The following is a 20,785-nucleotide window of genomic DNA, read 5'->3' as shown; positions in this document are numbered from 1 at the left end:
AAGGATAGGGTATCGGACTTTATTGGTTCTGTATCTGAAGGAGGAAGCTGTAATTTAACAGCTTCAAAATGAGGTGGCACCACGACTTTAGAATCGTCCTCTATATGCATAAGTTTTTATTCCTTATGCATATAGAGGACGATTTTTTATTTTTTTACGAAGGGATGCAGAAAACATGAAAACAAAAAACACCTTTTTCCTTAAGGAATTAAAAGGAGACACGTACACACCTATCTCTATTTTGCAAAGAATTAAGGGAAACAAAAAATTCTTATTAGAAAGCTCGCATAAATACCATGATTCAGGACGCTACTCTTTCATTGGAGCTGACCCGGCTTTTGAACTCATCAGCTCAAGTGACAAAAATGAAATTCATTATCGAAATGGCGATAAGAAGGTTATACAAGGTAATCCACTTGAAATAATTAAGACATTGCTGCCGGAGATTGATGAAGCACCTTTTCCGTTTATCGGCGGGGCTATGGGGTATGTCGGCTATGATATCATCCGCCAATTTGAAGTAATTGGCGAAGAGTATCCAAATGGATTGGAAATGCCTGATGTCCATTTAATGTTTTATGAAGAAGTCATTGTTTTTGATCATCTTGAAGAAAAAATAACGATTTGCGGACTTACTCTTACTGAAGATGGCGATAAAGATTTACTTGAAAAAAGGCTGGAACAAAGAATGGAAGAGCTAAAGCAGCCTGCCCTATATCAGGATGACCAACCTTTTCAATTTACAGGCTTTCAGTCGGAAACCTCAAAAGAAGATTTTATTAAAAATGTAGAAATTGCCAAAGAGCACATAATAGCAGGTGATATTTTTCAGGTGGTTCTCTCAAGACGAATGAAGTCATCTTTCCAAGGCTCACCGTTATCACTTTATCGCAAACACCGTGCCCATAACCCTACACCTTATATGTTTTATATTGATTTCGAAGCTTATACCGTAATCGGTTCTTCCCCAGAAAGCCTTATAAAGACAAGAGGGTCACAGGTGTACGCCAATCCAATCGCTGGCACAAAACGAAGAGGAAAAACAGTTGAGGAAGATCATCTGATTGAAAAAGAGTTGTTATGTGATGAAAAGGAATTGGCAGAGCATAAAATGCTCGTTGACCTTGGGAGAAATGACTTAGGCAGGGTTTGTGAATTTGGATCTGTAACGGTGGATAAGTATATGCAGGTTGAAAAGTTCCGCCATGTCATCCATCTTGTTTCAGAAGTTAGCGGAACGTTAACAGAAGAGCATAGCAATCTTGATGCATTGGCTGCCTGTCTTCCAGCAGGTACCGTCTCAGGGGCACCGAAAATAAGAGCGATGGAGATTATTAATAAATTAGAGAAATCAAAACGCGGCCTTTATTCCGGTGCTATAGGTTATTTATCCGCCAATGGGAATATAGATTTTGCCTTAGCCATTCGTACGATGATTTTGAAAGAAGGAACCGCTTATATACAGGCTGGTGCAGGAATTGTACACGACTCCAATCCAGAGTCAGAGTATGAAGAAACCATTAATAAATTAAAAGCCTTTTTGGAGGGAGAACAATGATTTTACTGATTGATAATTTTGACTCCTTTACATTCAACCTATATCAGTATCTAGGTGAATTAGGAGAAACGGTTTCGGTTATTAGAAATAATCAACTTACCGTTGAGCAAATAAGGGAAATGAATCCGAAGGCAATCATTCTGTCACCAGGCCCTGGGAAACCAGAAGAGGCAGGAATATGCATAGAGGCCATTCAAAAATTATATCAAGAATTTCCTATCCTAGGAATTTGTTTAGGACATCAAGCAATCGGTGCTGCTTTTGGCAGTGAAATTAAAAGAGCAGACTTCATTAAACACGGAAAAACATCACAAATCACGCATAATGGCTTCGGAATTTTTGCCTATTTACCTTCACCATTAGAGGTAATGCGCTACCATTCCTTGGTTGTCGATAAAAATAGCCTTTCTTCCGATTTGGAGTGTGTCGCTCAATCTATGGATGACCAGGAAGTTATGGCGATAAAACATCGATATTATCCAGTATTCGGTTTGCAGTTTCATCCTGAATCAATCGGCACCCCAACTGGGAAGCAATTGCTCAAAAACTTTTTAACTCAGATAGAAGGGAAGATGAAAAATGAAGAACTTTCTACTCCAATTAGCTGACGGTGGATCCTTTACAGAGCCTCAAATGAAGGAGGCGATGGACTGCATATTAGGTGAAGAAGTTTCTGAAAGTGAAATTGCTGCCTTTTTAATGGGGTTAAAGTCAAAAGGTGAAACAGTCGAAGAAATAACTGGCATCGTCAAAGGTCTAAAGGAGAACACTCTTCCATTTCGTAAGAAGTTTCCAAATGTTCTCGATAATTGTGGTACTGGCGGGGATGGTTCTTCGAGTTTTAATATCAGCACTACTTCGGCATTTGTCATTGCAGGTGCTGGTATCCCTGTTGCCAAACATGGCAACCGAAGCATATCGAGCAAAACAGGAAGTGCGGATGTGCTTGAGTATTTAGGAATTAATTTAAATTTATCAGTAGAACGAACAGAAGAAATTCTCGATGAACTAGGTATTGCCTTCCTATTCGCACCAAATGTTCATCCCAAACTTAAGAAGGTAACGACCGTTAGAAGACAATTGAAAATCCCAACCATCTTCAATTTTATCGGACCACTTACAAATCCTATCGATTTAGACTATCAATTACTCGGTGTCTATCGCAGAGACTTACTTCCTGTATTTGCAGAAGTACTGCAAAATCTGGGTCGTAAGCGGGCAGTCGTCATCAATGGCGCAGGCTTTATGGATGAGGCTTCGCTTCAGGGGGAGAACCATCTAACACTTTTAGAAGATGGGATGATTTCCAGCCAAAGCTTTGTACCGGGTGAAGTGGGACTTCCACAGTATGATAACAGTGCCATTAAGGGGGGGGATTCTAAAGAAAATGCCCTCATTCTTAAAAATGTTCTTTCAGGCGAAAAGGGTGCCTGCCGAGATACAGTGCTATTAAATGCAGGAATAGGAATTTATGCAAGCGGAAGGGCAGAAAACATTGCTGATGGAATTAGCATCGCAAGGGATGTCATTGATTCAGGAGCTGCCTATGAAAAATTACAAGGTTTAATCAAAATGACGAGAAAAGGTCAAAGAGAGGCGATATAGGGTGGAAACGATATTAGATCGAATTATTGAGGAAAAACGAAAAGAGGTCCAAAAACTTCGCGAAGGAAATTTGATGAAAATGGAAGCGAAGCCTAGAAGATCCTTTATTCTAAAATTAATGGAAGCAAATGAAATTGCCATTATTTCAGAATTTAAACGTGCTTCTCCATCGAAAGGAATCATTAACAGTGGAGTTGATCCGGCTGAGCAGGCAGCAAGATATGAGCAGGCAGGAGCATCGGCTATTTCAGTGCTAACCGATTCAACCTTTTTCAAAGGCTCCTTTTCAGATTTAAGAGCCGTAAGAGCGGCGGTCAATTTGCCTATCCTTTGCAAGGACTTTATTATTGATTCTAGTCAAATTGATATGGCCGCTGAAAATGGTGCAGATATAATCCTTCTGATTGTGGCCGCATTAGAACAAGAAACCCTTGCCAAGTTGTATCAATATGCACGAAGCTTGAATTTAGAGGTGTTAGTGGAGGTTCATAATCAAGTTGAGTTAGAGAAGGCCCTTCGAATAGGAGCCCAATTAATCGGTGTTAACAATCGGGATTTAAAGACCTTTACGGTTTCACTTGAGGCAACAGAATCCTTAGCAAAATCCATTAAGGATGCAGGTGCCTTTCTTATTAGTGAAAGTGGGATCCATCAGAAGGAAGATGTGGAGCGTGTACGAAACGCAGGGGCAAATGGAATTTTAGTTGGAGAAGCATTCATGAAGAGCCCTGACCTATTACAGTCCTTCAAAGATTTCAGGCTGCCGCTAGCAGGTGGTTTAAAACAATGAAGGTGAAAATTTGTGGTATAACTGGCCTTACTACTGCAATTGCAGCTGTTGACTATGGTGCTGATGCCCTCGGATTTGTATTTGCAGAAAGCAAGCGCAAGATTACAGAAGTAAAGGCTAAGGAAATCATTGAACATTTACCGAGAGAGATATTAAAGGTTGGGGTGTTTGTTAATGAGGCGAAAGAAAAGATAGAGGAAATTGCTTCAAGTGTGGGTCTCACGCATGTTCAGTTACACGGCGATGAAACTCCTGCATTTTGTGAATCCCTTTCGTATCCGGTTATAAAAGCAATAAGTATTCATGACGAAAAGAGCTTAAAGTCAATTGAAAATTATAAGTGTGAATACCTTTTGATTGACGGACCTAAAGGGCAATACAGAGGAGGAAACGGCTTATCCTTTGATTGGAACTGTATTTCTGCAGGGGATCTTAAGGAAAAAAAAGTGATTCTTGCCGGTGGATTGCATGAAGAAAATGTGGAAGAGGCAATAAAGCTGATTAAACCGTACATGGTCGATGTAAGCAGTGGTGTTGAGTCTGAAGGGAAAAAGGATCTAAACAAAATCCAATCATTCATAATTAAGGCTAAAGGGAGCCAAACAGGAGGAAAAGGGAATGAATTCATATACACTGCCGAATGAAAAAGGGCAATTTGGTATTTATGGCGGAAGGTTTGTACCAGAAACACTTATGAAAGCTGTTCTTGAGCTGGATGAAGCTTATAAAATCGCAAAAGAGGACCCAAGTTTCCAAGCAGAAATTGATGGATATTTATCGGAATATGTGGGGAGAGAGACGCCGCTTTATTTTGCAAAGAATCTTACAAAATATGCTGGCGGAGCTCAAATTTATCTTAAAAGGGAGGACCTGAACCATACAGGTGCCCACAAAATAAATAATGCAATCGGTCAGGCTCTGTTAGCCGTAAGAATGGGAAAAAGAAAAATCGTTGCGGAAACTGGTGCAGGACAGCATGGAGTTGCAACCGCTACAGTTTGTGCCTTATTAAATCTTGAATGCATTATTTTCATGGGAGAAGAGGACATCAAACGACAGGCATTAAATGTATTTCGTATGGAGCTGCTCGGGGCAAAGGTTGTTAGTGTTACTTCTGGCAGCTCAACCTTAAAGGATGCCGTAAATGAAGCTTTACGTTACTGGGTTGAACATGTGGAGGATACACATTATCTATTAGGTTCTGTTATGGGACCACATCCCTTTCCAGTAATGGTTAGAGATTTTCAAAGTGTGATTGGCAAAGAAACAAAACAACAGTTCTTTGAACAGGAAGGAAAGCTTCCTGAAGCCGTTGTCGCCTGTATCGGCGGTGGCAGCAATGCCGCTGGAATGTTCCATCCCTTCATCGAAGATAAAGAAGTAAGCCTTTATGGCGTAGAAGCTGCTGGACAGGGAACTGACACCGATTTTCATGCTGCTTCCCTCACAAAAGGAAAACCAGGTGTTCTCCATGGTGCACTCATGTACTTATTGCAAGATGATGAAGGGCAAATAATCGAAGCACATTCGATTTCAGCTGGACTCGATTATCCTGGTGTAGGACCAGAACATAGCTACTTAAAAGACAGTGGAAGAGCGAATTATCAGTCGATAACGGATAAAGAAGCATTGGATGCCTTTCAGCTTTTATCAAAACTTGAAGGTATTATTCCAGCTCTTGAAAGTGCTCATGCCGTCAGTTTTGCTGTTAAACTTGCTGCCCAAATGAAGGAAACAGAGCATATAGTTATTTGTTTATCAGGTCGTGGTGATAAAGACGTAACTGCTATAAAAGAAAGGTTAGAAAGGGAGAGGGCATAATGAATAGAATTGAACAATCATTTAAGGCTTTAAATGAACAAAATCGAAAAGCTTTTATTCCTTATATTATGGCTGGCGATGGCGGTCTGAATATATTACCTGAAACTCTCACTACTTTGGAGAAATTTGGTGCGACACTCATTGAAGTAGGGGTTCCCTTTTCTGATCCTGTCGCAGATGGTCCGACCATTCAACAAGCAGGTATTAGGTCGCTTCAAAATGGAACAACATTAAGAGGAATTATTGCCGAACTTACAAAAGCCAGGGGAGTAGTTTCTATCCCTATCGTGCTTATGACGTACCTAAACCCTATCTATTCATATGGGATTTCTACATTTGCAAAAGATTTAGCGAAAGCCGGAGTAGACGGGTGTATTATTCCTGATCTTCCGATTGAGGAAGAAGATTTGCTTGCCGCTGAGCTCGAAAATGCAGGGATTGAATTAATTAGACTTGTTACGCTGACCTCGCCAAGAGAGCGAATTAAAGAAATATCGAGTAGAGGTAAAGGCTTTTTATACACAGTAACGGTAAAAGGTATAACGGGAACGAGGAATGAATTCGATCAAGAAGTGGTGGAATTTTTAAAGAGAGTAAAGGAAGTAAGTCCGATTCCTGTTGTGGCTGGGTTTGGAATATCAACCGAAAGTCAAATCAAGGAGTTAACCACTCATTGCGACGGAGTGATTGTCGGCAGTAAGATAGTCGACTTACTCAATAAAAACGACATCAATGGGTTGGAAAGCTTTATGTCTGTTCTTAAACCTGAAAAAAACATTAGATAGAAGAAAAAAATCTACTCATTACGAGTGGATTTTTTTGTGCTAGTGTCATTTGTTACAGCAACTCTATAGAATATTTACTATAATTTTGTTAGAAGATTAAGTTTGGTTAAGTTAGGGTGAGGATGTCTGATGAAGGTGAAGGAAACAATCAACACATTAATTGCAGGTATTGATAGTTTTTCAGGAAGCTCCTACAAAGTACATGTTGATTTTTTTCGGGATACATTTACTGTCTTTGAATGGAGAAACAAAGAAAATATCCTCCCATTTACCAATCTTGAGAATAAATCAATCGGAAACATAGCTGATTTTAAAAGTGAAATTTATTCAATGAAAATCTGGGAATGGGAACCCTCTTATCGAAAGGAAGAAGGAATCATCCTTGATGGGAAATATTGGACTATTAGGGTAAATACCAAACACAAAGTTTATGAGAGTGAAGGAATTGAATGTTTTCCACCTGACTGGAAACGATTTTGTCACGCCGTTGAAAAATTAACAGGAATACCCTTCCGCTAAAACTTCTACCTATATCAAATTGGCAGGAATGTCTTCTTGATACCTCCGTATATCTCTTATATAATTAGTCTATACTTTTACTGAACTTCTTTGTATTTTAATCATTTATTAGGGATTTCCCTTTAATTTATTGATTTGAAACTTCCAATCTTGGAAGTTTTGTTTGTTTTAGCCTATTTTTATAAAAATTAGATAGTAAAAAAGAGGAGTTAATATAATATGAAGGAAATTACTGTTGAGGAATTACAAACGATAAAGAATCCCACCATCATTGACATTCGATCACCTATTGAGTTTAAGGATGGTTCAATTCCGGAAGCAATCAACATTCCTTTATTTACGGACAAAGAGCGAGAGGAAATTGGTACCATTTATAAACATGAAGGGCAGCCTGCTGCTAAATGGAGAGCAATGGAATTTGTTTCACATAAAATCCCAAAACTTCTAAAGGAAATAAAAGAAGCCATGCAAAATGGGGACGAGTTAGTTATTCATTGCTGGCGCGGGGGAATGAGAAGCAAGGCGGTCGTAACCTTTTTAGAATTTGCCGGGATTTATGCTATGCGGTTAACTGGAGGCTATAAAGCTTACAGACAATACATTCTTAAGCAAATCCCGACGATGTTTCCAGAAAAAGCAGTTGTATTACATGGACTAACTGGGGTGGGTAAGACGGAAGTCTTGAAGACATTGAAGTCTCTTGGGTACCCAATACTAGATCTTGAAGAAATGGCTGCCCATCGAGGGTCTATTTTTGGAACAATTGGGCTTGGAGAAGGGAATAATCAAAAAATATTCGATTCCCTTTTATACAAAGGACTTCGAGAAATACAAGGTTCTGCTTATTTTGTTATGGAAGCAGAAAGCAAACGGATTGGGAAAGCTGTTCAGCCTGAAGAACTTATGGATAAGAAAATGAAAGGGATTAATATTTATATCCACACATCTTTAGAGCAAAGGGTTATACAGCTTGTAAATGAATATGTTTTGCCTTACCAAAATGAGCCTTGGTATCATGAACAAATTTCAATTGGGATTGAAAAAATCTTAAGAAGAATTAAAGACCATGATATGAAAACGGAACTGCTTCAAACTTTAGAAAATAAGGATTATCATACGATGATTCGTATTTTACTAGAACATTATTATGATCCCCGCTATGATCATGCAACTCTTGAATACAACGGGAAGTTTATAGATGTCTTTGCGGACGATGCTAACCATGCAAGTGTGATGGTAATGGCGGAAATTGACAAGCATTTTGTAAAAAACAAAGAGGTCATTGAAGGTCAGGTTTAAGCTGATTGGGAAAATTATTGTTAAAGTCATTTAATTGCAATAAATGAACGAAAATTCTAAATTATTCCACAACTATTTCCTCCTATTTCAGATTATAATAAAAGTATAATCAATAATAGAAAGGAAGCTTAACGATGAGGGAATCAAAAATTTACCACCACCGCTTAGTAGATTGTCAGGAACATGTCGCTTTTACAATAGAAGATGGTATTAATGTGTTCAGTGGAAGTGCTGCTATTAAAACCTGTATAAATTGTGGACATAGTGAATTACCTAGCGAGGTTAAGGAAGTAATCGACTCGTCCATAAGCGAAAAAAGAAAAACTCCTCTATTCCCAACGAAGCTGTTTGAATTAACCAAGGGTTTCTTATAACTTCAAAAGCTAAAAGGCCGGGCACTCCGGCCTTTTATATTTCACAGGAAAAAACCGCCGAACGTATGCGGCGGCTCTTAATTCAGATGGCAAAAGTTATCGATTTTTAAATGGCCTTAATCCACGACGTTTTATTTCATCTTTCAAAATCTTTATCCATTCTTTTTCTTTCCCAGACTTAACTGCATCCCGATACGAAACAACCAACTGTTCGTTACTCATAATTTTCAATTTAAGAATGCCTCCTTTGGAAAATGAATTGAATATTCAGTTTTTAATATTGTAATCGTTTTATTCCCATTTGAGAACCCAATTCACAAATTTGTCATATTAAAAACAAATTAATATTTGATAAGACACCAATGAAATTTAGTTGCGCTACCATGTCTCATTTGATTATACTAAGGAATAGTTAGTAACAGAAAGGAACGGTGTGAGGATGATTCATTTAACATGGCGCGATCGTGAAACAGTTAAACAAGTAAAATGTATACATACGGATGCCAAAAAATATATAGTAAATAACGCATTAACTGCCGGAAAAATTTATGATGTTAAAAATGAAACGGAAGAGTTTTATTATATTATTGACAATACCGGCAAAGTCGGCGGGTTTTATAAAGAATATTTCCAGAATGTAGACTGATAGGCCTCGCCTGCAGTCTATTTTTTTAACAAAGATTACAGGGGGATTAGGAGAAATGAAAATGTGGAATGAGCTTTTTGAGTTAAAAGGGGAAAAGGTTAAATTACTTCCAATCAGCCTCCATCATATTGAGGGCTTATGGGAGGCTGCTAAACCAGATGAAATTTGGACCTACATGGCAACAACGGTTAGAAATAAAGAAGAAATGAAGCAGATGATCGCTTCTGCTATCCAGAAGAGAGAAAAGGGTACCGAATACACATTTACCGTTGTTAATCAGGAAGACAAAATTATTGGAAGTACACGGTATCTAGATATTTCACCTGAACAAAAAAGTCTTGAAATTGGCTCGACTTGGTATCATCCCGATTCCTGGAGAACCAGCATAAACACTGAATGTAAATATCTGCTTCTTCAACACGTATTTGAAAGCTGGAAGGTTAGGCGTGTTCAGCTTAAAACAGATTCTCGAAACCTCCGTTCTCAAAAAGCAATCGAAAGAATTGGAGCTGTAAAAGAAGGGACCTTACGGAAGGATCGGAAAATTGCAGGTGGTTATGTACGTGATACAGTCTACTATAGCATCCTTGATGATGAGTGGGGGACAGTAAAGTTGAATTTAGAAAGGAAACTGGGCGTAAAGTAAGAAGCATTGGGATCCAATGCTTCTATTCTTACCTATTGATTTGTACTAGCTTTCAGTTCTGTCTTTTTACCATTTTGATATATCTTTCTGCTTAACCATGTTTGCAGTATTAAAAATGTACCTCCTACCGCCCAATATAGCGGAAGTGCTGCAGGGGAACTGAAAGAGAAAATAACAATCATAAGTGGGGACAATAAACCCATGAATTTCATTTGTTGCTGCTGAGCAGCCGGCATACTAGACTGTGATACTTTAAATTGGAAATAATAGATTACACCCGCAATGAGAGTAATGGTAATATCAGGGTGTCCTAGACTAAACCATAAGAATTGATGGGTAGCAATCTCTTCAGAACCACGAATGGCATAATAAAATCCAGTTAGAACCGGCATTTGAATCAAAATAGGCAGACAACCCATATTTAACGGATTTACACCATGCTTCTGATAAAGACCCATCATTTCTTGCTGCAGCTCTTGCTTCTTTTTGGGATCCTTTTCATCCTTTATTCTCTTTTGGATCTCTTCCATTTCCGGCTTCATGACATCCATTTTCACTTTCATGTCCATTTGATTTTTATATTGCTTGAGCATAAATGGCAATAATATTAGACGGATGATAAGGGTAACAAGAATAATGGATAATCCATAATTGCCATTGAAAAGCTCCGCTAAAAAGTGAATGGAAACAATAAAAGGTTCAACAAAATACGTATGGAAAAATCCATCTCCTTTACCTTCAGCTGCCGAACAGGCTGATAGCAAAATGGTGGATAAAATTAATAATAGTAACACCTTAAAAGAACGTTTGGTTTTCATATTTCCTCCTAGATTTGTTTAAAATGTTTTATCTGCAAAAGGGAGGAGGAAATAGGTTCTTCCGTATCATTCTGTGAACATTCTTTTCTACGAATATATTTTACAATTCGAATAAGAATAATATTTCTGTCCAGATAGCTTTTCTTTTTATAAATAAACAATGGGTGATTGATTTTTGTTTGTGCGGGTTCGCTTATGGATCCCATAAAGCAATATTCCACATTCCATGCCCATAGTAATTTAATAATCACACCGAAATATAGACTTAAATATAGTGCTTCCACCGCATTTGTATCTGTAAAATCAATGAGCAATTGGTACAAAAATAATCACCTCGCTTTTAATGCTGCATGAATTGAGTATAAAGGAGAAAGGGGTAAGAATCAATTTAATCAATTTATCAAAAAATGCTGCTCAACTTTAGAGCAGCATTCTACTTTAAGTTACTGTTTTTTCCACTTTGCTGTAATCATTTCATAAGCAAATTGTGCTTTTTCTTCAGTCGGTGGTTCCACATGTTGTAATGGATATTCAAGTCCCAGTGCTTCCCATTTATAAACACCGAGCTTATGGTAAGGTAGTATTTCAATCTTTTGTACATTTTCTAGTGTTCCAATAAATTCCCCTAGCTTTTGAAGATCCTCTGGTTCATCGGAAACAGTAGGGACGAGGACATGGCGTACCCAAACAGGTACTTTGCGGTCAGATAAAAACTTAGCAAATTCAAGAATATGGTCATTTGCCATACCGGTTAATTGGATATGTTTTTTACGGTTAATATGTTTTAAATCTAGTAAAATTAAGTCCGTATAATTTAATAACTCTTCAAGCTGTTCAATAAACAGTTTAGAGTGTGAGAAACACCCTCCTGAAGAATCAATGGTCGTATGAATCCCTTTCTTTTTACATTCCTTAAACAATTCAGTAAGGAACGGTATTTGTAGAAGTGGTTCACCGCCGCTAACCGTGATTCCTCCGCCAGAAGATTGGATGAAGGGTAGATATGACATGAGATCATCCATGATTTCGGAAATGGTCATCTGTTTGCCGCTGCCGATTTCCCACGTATCCGCGTTATGGCAAAACTGGCAGCGTAATAGGCAGCCTTGGGTAAATACAACATAGCGTATACCTGGTCCGTCGACTGTTCCTAATGTTTCAATTGAATGAATATTTCCGTTCATGATGAAGATCCCCCTTATTTTTAAAGCAGGAGCCCCTTAAAAAGGAGCCCCATAATCTAATTTTATAATGATTCGTGGAATGTACGGTTAATAACGTCTAACTGCTGTTCTTTTGTTAATTTGATGAAGTTAACCGCATAACCAGAAACACGAATGGTTAATTGTGGATATAATTCTGGGTGTTCCATCGCATCCATTAATGTTTCTTTATTAAATACGTTAACATTTAGATGGTGACCAGATTTAATTGCATATCCGTCTAAGATGGACACTAAGTTACGAACCTGACTTTCTTCTTCTTTGCCAAGTGCTTTAGGAACGATAGAGAAAGTATTTGAAATTCCATCCATTGCTGAGCTGTATGGCAATTTAGCAACAGAAGATAGAGAAGCAAGTGTTCCTTTAGTATCACGGCCATGCATTGGGTTTGCACCTGGTGCGAATGGTTCGCCGGTACGACGGCCATCTGGTGTATTTCCAGTCTTCTTACCATAAACCACGTTTGATGTAATCGTCAAGATTGACATTGTATGAACGGAATTACGGTAGGTTTGGTGTTTACGTAACTTTTTCATAAACGTTTTTACAATTTCAACGGCAATGCTATCTACACGGTCATCGTTGTTTCCGTATTTAGGGAAGTCGCCAGTTGTTTCGAAATCAACAGCTAGACCGTTTTCATCGCGAATAACTTTCACTTCAGCATATTTAATGGCACTTAATGAGTCAGCTACTACGCTCAATCCAGCGATTCCTGTTGCCATAGTACGTAATATTTGACTGTCATGTAATGCCATTTCAATTCTTTCATAGCTGTACTTATCATGCATATAATGAATTACATTTAAGGTATTGATATAAAGACCTGCAAGCCATTCCATCATTTGATCAAACTTTTCCATCACTTCATCGTAAGTCAATACCTCAGAAGTGATTGGCTGATATTGTGGTCCCACTTGAATTTTTAATTTCTCATCCACACCACCGTTAATGGAGTAGAGAAGTGCTTTTGCAAGGTTCGCACGAGCACCAAAGAACTGCATTTGTTTGCCAATTTCCATAGCGGATACACAGCAAGCAATTCCGTAATCATCGCCGTACTCAGGACGCATAATATCATCGTTTTCATATTGGATAGAGCTAGTTTTAATGGACATTTTTGCACAATATTTTTTAAAGTTTTCAGGCAGCTGTGGTGACCATAGTACTGTTAAGTTTGGTTCTGGAGCAGGACCTAAGTTATCTAATGTGTGTAGGAAACGGAAAGAGCTCTTTGTTACAAGTGAACGACCGTCAGATGCCATACCGCCAATTGACTCAGTTACCCAAGTTGGGTCACCACTGAATAAGTCATTATAATCAGGTGTACGTGCAAATTTAACTAAACGAAGCTTCATAACAAAATGGTCAACGATTTCTTGTGCTTCAACTTCGGTTAAAGTACCATTTTGCAGGTCTCTTTCTATATAAACATCAAGGAAAGTAGATACACGTCCAAGACTCATTGCAGCACCGTTTTGCTCTTTAATAGCAGCTAAGTATCCAAAATATAACCATTGGAATGCTTCTTGTGCAGTTGTTGCTGGCTGAGAAATATCAAAGCCGTGACTGCTGGCCATTTCTTTTAATTCTTTTAATGCACGAATTTGTTCTGCAATTTCTTCACGAAGACGCATATTGTCTTCCGTCATTACCTTGCTTGTATTCTTTTGATCCATTTGTTTTTCCTTGATTAAGAAATCTACACCGTATAGCGCTACCCGACGATAGTCACCAATAATACGTCCACGGCCGTAAGCATCAGGAAGTCCTGTAATAATTGCTGCTTTACGAGCTAACATCATTTCATCTGTATAAGCGTCGAAAACTCCTTGGTTGTGAGTTTTACGGAACTCTGTAAAGAATCTTTCGATTTCTGGATTTAGTTCGTATCCATAAGATTCTAATGCTGCTTTTGCCATCCGAATTCCACCGAAAGGCTGCATAGAGCGATTAAAGGGCTTGTCGGTTTGAACACCAACTACTTTTTCTAGTTCTTCATTTAGGTAACCAGGAGTGTGAGAAGTAATCGTAGATACTGTTTCAGTATCCATGTCTAGGACTCCGCCTTTTTCGCGTTCCTGTTTTGTTAATTCCATTACTTGCTCCCAAAGCATGTTTGTTGCATCTGTTGCACTAGCTAGGAAGCTGTCGTCACCTTCGTATTGATTATAGTTTTTTAGTATGAAATCACGTACGTTAACTTCTTTTGTCCAAGTGCCTTTAGTAAAACCATTCCATTGTTCCATGATTAGTTCACCTCGTAAGTTTGTTTACATTTAATATAACTGTGTAATAGTTATTTCTTATCTAAAGTGTAACAGATTTTTTGTGAATGAAGTCACATCGATTGTTAACATATTGTGAACCTTATTTCTTTATTGATTTATCAAGGTTTTTTACTTTCGGTATAAGGAAGAGTTATGTGCGTTTATGAAAAACTGTACTATAATTATTTGAGTTAATACACTAACTGTTATATAAGAAAAAATCAATAATACCAACATGTTTATAGTGCAAACCACTGAAACAGCTGCCTATAACAATTGAAAAAAAGCAGGAGAGAAATCTCCTGCTTTTAATCGACGATGATGTCTGCAATCATTGGACCATTATGATCTCTGTCTCCATGTACTTCACAAATCAAACGATACGTACCTTCTTTATCAATTTGAAGCGGTACCATTGTTTCTTCCCCTTTTTTAACGGTACCTTTAATGTCTGTACCTTCAATATAAAATGGGTGCTCCTCACCGTTAATACCACTAATGTATAGGTTTACCTTTTCACCAGCATCAACATTAATTGTTCCTGGATCCCACCGGTATACTTCTATTTCCTTTCCGTCTTTTGTAGTGCTGTTATATTCTACTGTGACCATATGAATTTCTCTTACATCTTCATTTGCTGTTTGATTGAACACAGCAGTATCCCCGGCCTTTAACAAAAACCAAGCAGAAATCGTTACGAGTAAGAACGCTGTTACCAAAATAAAAACAAGTGTATCTTTCTTTAATACTAAAAATTTCATTATTAACCCCCCAAGAATTTGTCCTATTTCATGTTTATGCAGAGAAGGGAGGTAAACTTGTCTCTTTTTTATAATTTTTTTCTATTGCTCGTACATATACTTTAGAGAAATGATAATTTCTTTGATTTTCCAGTTGAAAAGTTTATAGTTTAAAATAGGTCTGAAAGTACAGGTGGTAAATTATCGGTATGAAAAAAGGAAAAATATTTACAGTTGTAAAATTTCTCTTTCCATTACTCTTATTAGTGTTTGCACTACTTGAATTGAAAAAGTTTATCGGGAATTTAGACCTTGGATTACTTCAAACTGAAATTATACAACTACGGTCTGGTACTTTAATCCTTATTTTTTTTGTAATGTTTGCTGCTGTGTTACCCATGCTTCTCTATGATGTAATGCTAATGAAAATTCTTGGAATAAAGGCAAGGAAAAAAGATGTCCTGGAACAAGCATTAATTGTGAATACCTACTCAAACTTATTTGGTTTTGGCGGTTTAATTGGGGCAATGTTAAGAACCTACTTCTATCATCAGTTTGAAAAGGATAAGCGAAGGTTAGTAGGCGGTATTGCTACTGTTTCTTTTTTTTATATGACTGGAATGTCTTTACTTGCTATAATAGTAGCTTTGAGTTTCAGTGAACATCCCATTTTTGTGGAAACAAAATGGCTATTCTTTGCCATTTTGGGTATATCATTATACTTACCATTATTTTTTGGAATTCATATAATTAAAAATAAAAGGGACAAGCAGTCGTTAATCACCGTTGGATCAGGAGTAAAACTTTTCTTTATTTCACTATTAGAGTGGACTTCAGTTTTTTGTGGTATTTGGTTTTTATCTTGGATTATTGATATTCCTGTTACCTTTGAACAGCTTTTTCCTGTTTATGTTGTGGCGGCTTGTGCAGGTATTATTAGTATGATACCAGGTGGACTTGGTTCATTTGATATCGTTTTTATTTGGGGAATGCAGGACTTAAATGTTCCGGAAGAAAAAGTTCTTGTTATCCTATTATTCTACCGAATTGGATATTATTTAATCCCATTTTTATTCAGTTCTCTTCTTTTTATTAAACGGTATTGGGTGAAATGGAACAAGTCATGGAGTAATATTCCTAATACAATTCTCCAAAATGTTAGTCATGTTATGGTTACTATACTCGTTTTTCTCTCAGGCTTAATCCTGCTATTATCCGCAAGTGTTCCAGGCATAATGGATAGACTTAGAATAGCTCAGGAAATTCTTTCTTTTCCAATCATTAATATTTCTCATCAGCTTTCTGTGGCTGCAGGCTTTCTCTTGCTTGGGTTATCTCGAGGGATAGAATACAGCGTAAAAAGAACTTACGATTTGACCATGCTTGTGTTAATTCTTGCTGCCATTTTTTCTATCTTTAAAGGAATTGATTACGAAGAAGCTATTTTCCTTATTACGGTTGCACTATTACTAAGGACGTCAAGAGGACAATTTTATCGGGAAAGTTATGTCCTAACGTGGGGGAAAACCACAGTTGATATCCTTATTATTACGGTTATCATTTCAATGTATTTGGTAATTGGCTATTCTAATCTGCCATCCAGTAAAATTTCCATCCCGTCACAATTATTGCCTTATGTCATTGAAGATTCATCGGATCTATTCAGCTCTGCGATGATCGGTTTGCTCATTGCATTACTCATCCTTTATGCAGGATACGTAATAAGCAAACCGAAAAAGTGGAAATTTGAAGGTTCTATTGGTCAAGAAGAGGAGATAGTAGATCATTTAAATACCTATTATGGAAAGAGTTTGTCCCATTTACTATTACTCCATGATCAATATATATATTGGAACAGCAAGAAGAATGTCTTAATATCTTTTCAACAGTATGCAGATAAATTAGTAATTCTTGGGGATCCGATAGGTGATAAAAACGAATTATCAAATGCGATTGAGGAGTTTCAGGAACAAGCAGACCGATATGGATATACCCCCGTCTTCTATCAAGTAAGTGATGAAATGCTTCCATATCTCCATGGAAACGGGTACACCTTTTTTAAATTAGGTGGGAGAGTATCGAAATATGCATTTGTAAGTGAAAAAATTGCAGCGCAAATTTATCTACATGGTATCGAGCTAAATCAATTTCAGGGATTAAGAAATTTCAAAGAAAAGCATACAAACAAATGGGAGTCGAAGTACTTAGGCTATAGAAGGAAATCAACGTTTTCTTTACCATTAACAATGACCCAAATTACATTATTAATTTCAAAGCACAAAAGGTAGGACACGGCTCGGCTATGGCTGAGCTATTTTTTTATTACGATTATTTCAAAATCACTTTAATGTCCTTTCATTTAATTAACAATTGTTCTATAAATATTTACATTCAATAATAATTTGATAAAATCAGGTGGTAAATATAAAAGTAAGGATGTTGTAAATTGTCAAGGTTTGTATCATTATTAATGTTATTATTTCTTATCTTATCAAACCAAGCAAATAGCCGCGCTGCAGAAAAGACCTTAGATATTAAAAGTGAAGCTGCAGTGTTAGTAGATTCAGAAACCGGTGCCATTCTATATAATAAAAATAGTGATGAAAGATTATTCCCTGCTAGTTTGACGAAAATTGCAACAGCCATCTATGCAATTGAAAATGGGAATATTGATGATATTGTCGCAATAAGTCCTAGAGCGGTAAAGGAAGAGGGAACAAGAGTTTATTTAGTTGAAGGTGAAAGGGTACCTTTAAAAAAGCTAATCCAAGGTATGCTGATTAACTCAGGGAATGACGCTGCTGTAGCAATCGCTGAGCATATAGACGGAAGCGTAGAAAAGTTTGCAGTAAATATAAATAAGTATTTAACGAAGAAAATCGGGGTAAGTAATACGAATTTTACAAATCCAAATGGATTGTATAATGAAAATCATTATACAACAGCTAAAGATTTAGCCTTAATAACTAATTATGCAAAAAAGAATCCAGTGTTCACAGAGATATTCGGAACTAAAGAGCTGCCTTGGAGTGGAGAGTCCTGGGAAACGACACTCCTGACGCACCATAGACTTTTAAAAGGTGAGATTCCTGTTGAAGGAATTACTGGTGGAAAAACTGGGTTTGTAAATGAATCAAAACATACCTTAGCAACAACTGCGGAAAATGAACATATAAAGCTGACTGCCATTGTTTTAAAAGGGGATAGAAGCAAGGATACTTATCAGGATACAGAAAAACTGATTGAATATGGTTTAAATAGCTTTCAACATCGTATTATTAAACAAGACGAGTTATTTAAAATGAAAGAAAAAGAATATTATGCTAAAAGTGATATTGTTATTACGGAGCATGTCAATGGTTCAAAAGAAAGTATTACTGAACAAGGTACACTCGAGGTAGTAAACGATGGAGAAGTCATTCAATCTATTCAACTTGAAGTAAAAGAACCTGAACGAGTAAAAGTAAAAGTAAAAGAGGAAAAGCTGTTAACTAGTGAGCAGAGCAGTATAAATATTATTTATGGAATTATCGTTTTTGCATTTGCAGGACTTTTTCTGGGCGTAAGAAAAAGATTGGTGAAAAGACAATGACGTAAAAGCCATGGAGAGATATACTCTTCATGGCTTTTTTTGAATTACATTCGAAAGTAGCAGCATGAGAAAGGAAATGAGTACCATTGATAGAACGAAGGACCAAGCTAAACGCATGTTTCCGGATTCCATCGCAACATAAATCGCTGTTGGAGCTGTTTGTGTTTTTCCTGGGATATTCCCAGCAAACATTAACGTTGCTCCGAATTCACCCAGAGCTCGTGCAAAGCTCATAATCAGACCGGAAATTATTGCGGGAAGTGTCAATGGCAGGGATACCAATAAAAACACCTTTCCTCTGCTTCCGCCATCCACTTTGGCGGCATCTTCAATATCTTTATCGACCGATTGAAAGCCTAATTTAACAGATTGGTACATAAGTGGAAATGCAACAGTGGTTGAAGCGATAATCGCAGCCCAGGGTGTAAACATGATGGAATGTTGGAAAAATCCCTCGATTAATGCACCGATTGGGCTATTTCTTCCAAAAAAGTAAATCAGTAAAAATCCTATCACTGTTGGCGGTAAAACGATCGGCATCATAAGGAAGGTTTCAAGCAGCATCTTTCCTTTAAATTTCTTGTTATATAATAGTCTCGCAAAAAAAATCCCAAAAAAGCTAACAATAATGACGGAAATAAATGCAACTTCTAGAGAGAATCTAAGGGGCTGCCAAAATTCATATGCAAACATAATCATCAATCCAATACTATAAAGCCATATTTTTCAAAAATTGTTTTTGCGGTATTACTTTGTAAATAGTCGAGAAATAGCTCAGCTTCTTTTTTATGGGGTGTAGATTTTATTATGCCTGCAGGATATATAATCGAATCATGAGTCTGATCACCTGCAACTGCCACAATATTAACTTTATCTGATACTTTTACATCTGTCATATAAACAATTCCTGCGTCAACATTACCTGTTTCAACATAAGTTAGAACTTGGCGTACATCCTTTGTTTGAATGACAATGGGTTGAATTTGTTCCCAAATACCAGTATGTTTGAGTGTTTGTTTGGCATATTTACCTGCTGGAACAGACTCTGGTATACCGATTGCGATTTTTTTTGCCTGATTATCCGTCAAATCAGAAAATCCATTAAGTTGTGCAGGATTTTCTTTGTTAGTGATTAACACAAGCTGGTTACCTAATAAATCAAACTGCTTTTGTGCATCGATTAAACCTTCTTGTATTAATTCGGTAAATTGGTCATGTGATGCAGATAGGAAGAGATCAACAGGTGCTCCTTGGAGAATTTGTTGTTTCAAAGCTCCGGAGCCGCCTATATTGTACAAAATTTTTATGTTTTTATTTTCTTTCTCGAAATTCTCTTTTATTTCTATTAGGGATTCATTGAGACTAGCAGCGGCAGAAATCGTTATTTCCACTGGTTTTGATTGTTGTGATTCTTCGGGCGAACATGACGTTAAGCCAACTAGTAGTAGTATGACAAAAACGACAAGAAAAGGATTCTTCATGCATAATTTCCTCTCAAATTTTACAAGGTTTCTTCTAACATTATAACGAAAGAATATACTTCCTTAAAGTATTGAATAAGAAAAAAAACTGCCGGGGCGGCAGTTTTAAGTATTTTCCATAATTGTCCTATGTTGTTTGAACCTATTGAAATCTGCTTTCTACCTTTTGGCAAACTTCTTCTGCGCTCATCCCATTTGCTTCAATAACCGAACCTTTTGTAAAGGTATCCTGCATTCCCATAACATTTGAATCTAAACCTGTTACAACACAGCAATCGCAATTTTGTGCATCTGATTCCTGTCTAAGTTGAACTACATCATGTCCTTTTTCCCTTAATGCTTCTAGAACATCTGTTAGTGATTCTTCTACTCCAATTCTTGCCATACAAAACACCTCCTCCTGTAAATTATCATGCCAAAGTTCCCCATAATTATTCTGTATAAGTCACGATAATCTTCAAAAACTAAAAGAGGAGGTGTAACCATGGGAAAGCGAAAAAAGGATCCATCCACCATTGGCCTGGCGTCACCGCAAGTTGAAGGCCAAGGAACAACAACAACAGAAACAGGAACAAGAGAAGCTTCATCATCGCGCAGGAAAACTAAGAGGGGTTAATA

Annotated in this window: 24 protein-coding genes and 1 other annotated feature (1 of these 25 cut by a window edge); of the genes, 15 read left to right on the top strand and 9 right to left on the bottom strand. The window is 37.2% G+C overall.

The window, feature by feature from the left end; all coding sequences use genetic code 11:
• Positions 1–104, top strand: a binding site (T-box leader); it begins 148 nt to the left of the window's first position.
• Positions 105–175: 71 nt separating this feature from the next.
• From trpE to MLOOGBEN_RS15415, 10 genes are all read left to right on the top strand, one after another.
• Entirely contained in the window at positions 176–1,558 is a 1,383-nt protein-coding gene (trpE, locus tag MLOOGBEN_RS15460) for an anthranilate synthase component I (protein ID WP_179159160.1), read from the top strand.
• On the top strand, positions 1,555–2,166 hold the full coding sequence (locus tag MLOOGBEN_RS15455) for an anthranilate synthase component II (protein ID WP_179159159.1): 612 nt from the start codon (positions 1,555–1,557) through the stop codon (positions 2,164–2,166). The genes trpE and MLOOGBEN_RS15455 overlap by 4 nt, the downstream gene beginning before the upstream one ends.
• Positions 2,138–3,163 carry an anthranilate phosphoribosyltransferase gene (gene trpD / locus MLOOGBEN_RS15450; RefSeq protein ID WP_179159158.1) on the top strand — a complete coding sequence of 342 codons (1,026 nt, stop codon included), beginning with the start codon at positions 2,138–2,140 and terminating at the stop codon, positions 3,161–3,163. The genes MLOOGBEN_RS15455 and trpD overlap by 29 nt, the downstream gene beginning before the upstream one ends.
• 1 nt (position 3,164) lies before the next feature.
• Positions 3,165–3,953, top strand: a complete 789-nt coding sequence (gene trpC, locus MLOOGBEN_RS15445) for an indole-3-glycerol phosphate synthase TrpC (RefSeq protein WP_179159157.1) — start codon at positions 3,165–3,167, stop codon at positions 3,951–3,953.
• Positions 3,950–4,597, top strand: a complete 648-nt coding sequence (locus tag MLOOGBEN_RS15440; protein WP_179159156.1) for a phosphoribosylanthranilate isomerase — start codon at positions 3,950–3,952, stop codon at positions 4,595–4,597. Before trpC ends, MLOOGBEN_RS15440 begins: the two co-directional genes overlap by 4 nt.
• Positions 4,572–5,774: a tryptophan synthase subunit beta gene (trpB, locus tag MLOOGBEN_RS15435; RefSeq protein WP_179159155.1), complete on the top strand. Its 1,203-nt coding sequence runs from the start codon at positions 4,572–4,574 to the stop codon at positions 5,772–5,774. Before MLOOGBEN_RS15440 ends, trpB begins: the two co-directional genes overlap by 26 nt.
• Positions 5,774–6,559 (top strand): tryptophan synthase subunit alpha, encoded by a 786-nt coding sequence (trpA, locus tag MLOOGBEN_RS15430; protein ID WP_179159154.1) that lies wholly within the window; start codon positions 5,774–5,776, stop codon positions 6,557–6,559. The genes trpB and trpA overlap by 1 nt, the downstream gene beginning before the upstream one ends.
• A gap of 129 nt (positions 6,560–6,688) precedes the next feature.
• Entirely contained in the window at positions 6,689–7,078 is a 390-nt protein-coding gene (locus MLOOGBEN_RS15425) for a hypothetical protein (RefSeq protein WP_179159153.1), read from the top strand.
• Positions 7,079–7,297: 219 nt separating this feature from the next.
• The gene (gene mnmH / locus MLOOGBEN_RS15420; protein ID WP_179159152.1) at positions 7,298–8,377 is read left to right on the top strand and encodes a tRNA 2-selenouridine(34) synthase MnmH; all 1,080 of its coding nucleotides are present in this window, start codon (positions 7,298–7,300) and stop codon (positions 8,375–8,377) included.
• 134 nt (positions 8,378–8,511) lie between these two features.
• Positions 8,512–8,751, top strand: coding sequence for a hypothetical protein (locus MLOOGBEN_RS15415; protein ID WP_179159151.1), 240 nt, complete (start codon positions 8,512–8,514; stop codon positions 8,749–8,751).
• Positions 8,752–8,847: 96 nt separating this feature from the next.
• On the opposite strand, the gene sda is transcribed toward MLOOGBEN_RS15415, so the two are convergent.
• Positions 8,848–8,973 carry a sporulation histidine kinase inhibitor Sda gene (gene sda, locus MLOOGBEN_RS15410; protein ID WP_411256763.1) on the bottom strand — a complete coding sequence of 42 codons (126 nt, stop codon included), beginning with the start codon at positions 8,971–8,973 and terminating at the stop codon, positions 8,848–8,850.
• Positions 8,974–9,190: 217 nt separating this feature from the next.
• Between sda and MLOOGBEN_RS15405 the strand changes: the two genes are divergently transcribed.
• Entirely contained in the window at positions 9,191–9,397 is a 207-nt protein-coding gene (locus tag MLOOGBEN_RS15405; protein WP_179159291.1) for a DUF6501 family protein, read from the top strand.
• A gap of 55 nt (positions 9,398–9,452) precedes the next feature.
• On the top strand, positions 9,453–10,043 hold the full coding sequence (locus MLOOGBEN_RS15400) for a GNAT family N-acetyltransferase (RefSeq protein ID WP_179159149.1): 591 nt from the start codon (positions 9,453–9,455) through the stop codon (positions 10,041–10,043).
• 32 nt (positions 10,044–10,075) lie between these two features.
• Here MLOOGBEN_RS15400 and yidC read toward each other — a convergent pair whose 3' ends face one another.
• The 5 genes from yidC to MLOOGBEN_RS15375 form a co-directional block, all read right to left on the bottom strand.
• Complete coding sequence (gene yidC / locus MLOOGBEN_RS15395; protein WP_179159148.1) at positions 10,076–10,861, bottom strand: membrane protein insertase YidC; 786 nt, start codon at positions 10,859–10,861, stop codon at positions 10,076–10,078.
• A gap of 8 nt (positions 10,862–10,869) precedes the next feature.
• The gene (locus MLOOGBEN_RS15390; protein ID WP_179159147.1) at positions 10,870–11,184 is read right to left on the bottom strand and encodes a hypothetical protein; all 315 of its coding nucleotides are present in this window, start codon (positions 11,182–11,184) and stop codon (positions 10,870–10,872) included.
• A 120-nt stretch (positions 11,185–11,304) separates the two neighbouring features.
• Entirely contained in the window at positions 11,305–12,045 is a 741-nt protein-coding gene (gene pflA, locus MLOOGBEN_RS15385; RefSeq protein ID WP_179159146.1) for a pyruvate formate-lyase-activating protein, read from the bottom strand.
• 62 nt (positions 12,046–12,107) lie between these two features.
• Complete coding sequence (gene pflB, locus MLOOGBEN_RS15380; RefSeq protein WP_179159145.1) at positions 12,108–14,333, bottom strand: formate C-acetyltransferase; 2,226 nt, start codon at positions 14,331–14,333, stop codon at positions 12,108–12,110.
• A gap of 329 nt (positions 14,334–14,662) precedes the next feature.
• Complete coding sequence (locus MLOOGBEN_RS15375; RefSeq protein ID WP_179159144.1) at positions 14,663–15,115, bottom strand: cupredoxin domain-containing protein; 453 nt, start codon at positions 15,113–15,115, stop codon at positions 14,663–14,665.
• A gap of 188 nt (positions 15,116–15,303) precedes the next feature.
• Here MLOOGBEN_RS15375 and MLOOGBEN_RS15370 point away from each other — a divergent pair, with 188 nt between their 5' ends.
• Together MLOOGBEN_RS15370 and MLOOGBEN_RS15365 are read left to right on the top strand one after the other, a co-directional pair.
• A complete protein-coding gene (locus MLOOGBEN_RS15370; RefSeq protein WP_179159143.1) occupies positions 15,304–17,382 on the top strand; it encodes a phosphatidylglycerol lysyltransferase domain-containing protein in 2,079 nt (692 codons plus the stop codon).
• 158 nt (positions 17,383–17,540) lie between these two features.
• Positions 17,541–18,686, top strand: a complete 1,146-nt coding sequence (locus MLOOGBEN_RS15365) for a D-alanyl-D-alanine carboxypeptidase family protein (protein ID WP_256989118.1) — start codon at positions 17,541–17,543, stop codon at positions 18,684–18,686.
• Positions 18,687–18,713: 27 nt separating this feature from the next.
• Here MLOOGBEN_RS15365 and modB read toward each other — a convergent pair whose 3' ends face one another.
• The 3 genes from modB to MLOOGBEN_RS15350 form a co-directional block, all read right to left on the bottom strand.
• Positions 18,714–19,379, bottom strand: coding sequence for a molybdate ABC transporter permease subunit (modB, locus tag MLOOGBEN_RS15360; RefSeq protein WP_179159142.1), 666 nt, complete (start codon positions 19,377–19,379; stop codon positions 18,714–18,716).
• Positions 19,380–19,384: 5 nt separating this feature from the next.
• Positions 19,385–20,167, bottom strand: a complete 783-nt coding sequence (modA, locus tag MLOOGBEN_RS15355; protein WP_179159141.1) for a molybdate ABC transporter substrate-binding protein — start codon at positions 20,165–20,167, stop codon at positions 19,385–19,387.
• A 142-nt stretch (positions 20,168–20,309) separates the two neighbouring features.
• Positions 20,310–20,552 carry a YkuS family protein gene (locus tag MLOOGBEN_RS15350; protein ID WP_179159140.1) on the bottom strand — a complete coding sequence of 81 codons (243 nt, stop codon included), beginning with the start codon at positions 20,550–20,552 and terminating at the stop codon, positions 20,310–20,312.
• A gap of 99 nt (positions 20,553–20,651) precedes the next feature.
• Here MLOOGBEN_RS15350 and MLOOGBEN_RS15345 point away from each other — a divergent pair, with 99 nt between their 5' ends.
• Positions 20,652–20,783, top strand: a complete 132-nt coding sequence (locus tag MLOOGBEN_RS15345) for a YuzL family protein (RefSeq protein ID WP_179159139.1) — start codon at positions 20,652–20,654, stop codon at positions 20,781–20,783.
• The last annotated feature ends 2 nt before the right edge of the window (positions 20,784–20,785 follow it).

This window comes from Bacillus sp. EB106-08-02-XG196 (assembly GCF_013396335.1).
In the GTDB taxonomy this organism is placed as follows: Bacteria; Bacillota; Bacilli; order Bacillales; family Cytobacillaceae; genus Neobacillus.
The sequence above is the reverse complement of the archived record's forward strand: the minus strand, read 5'-3'. Positions and strand labels throughout refer to the sequence as shown.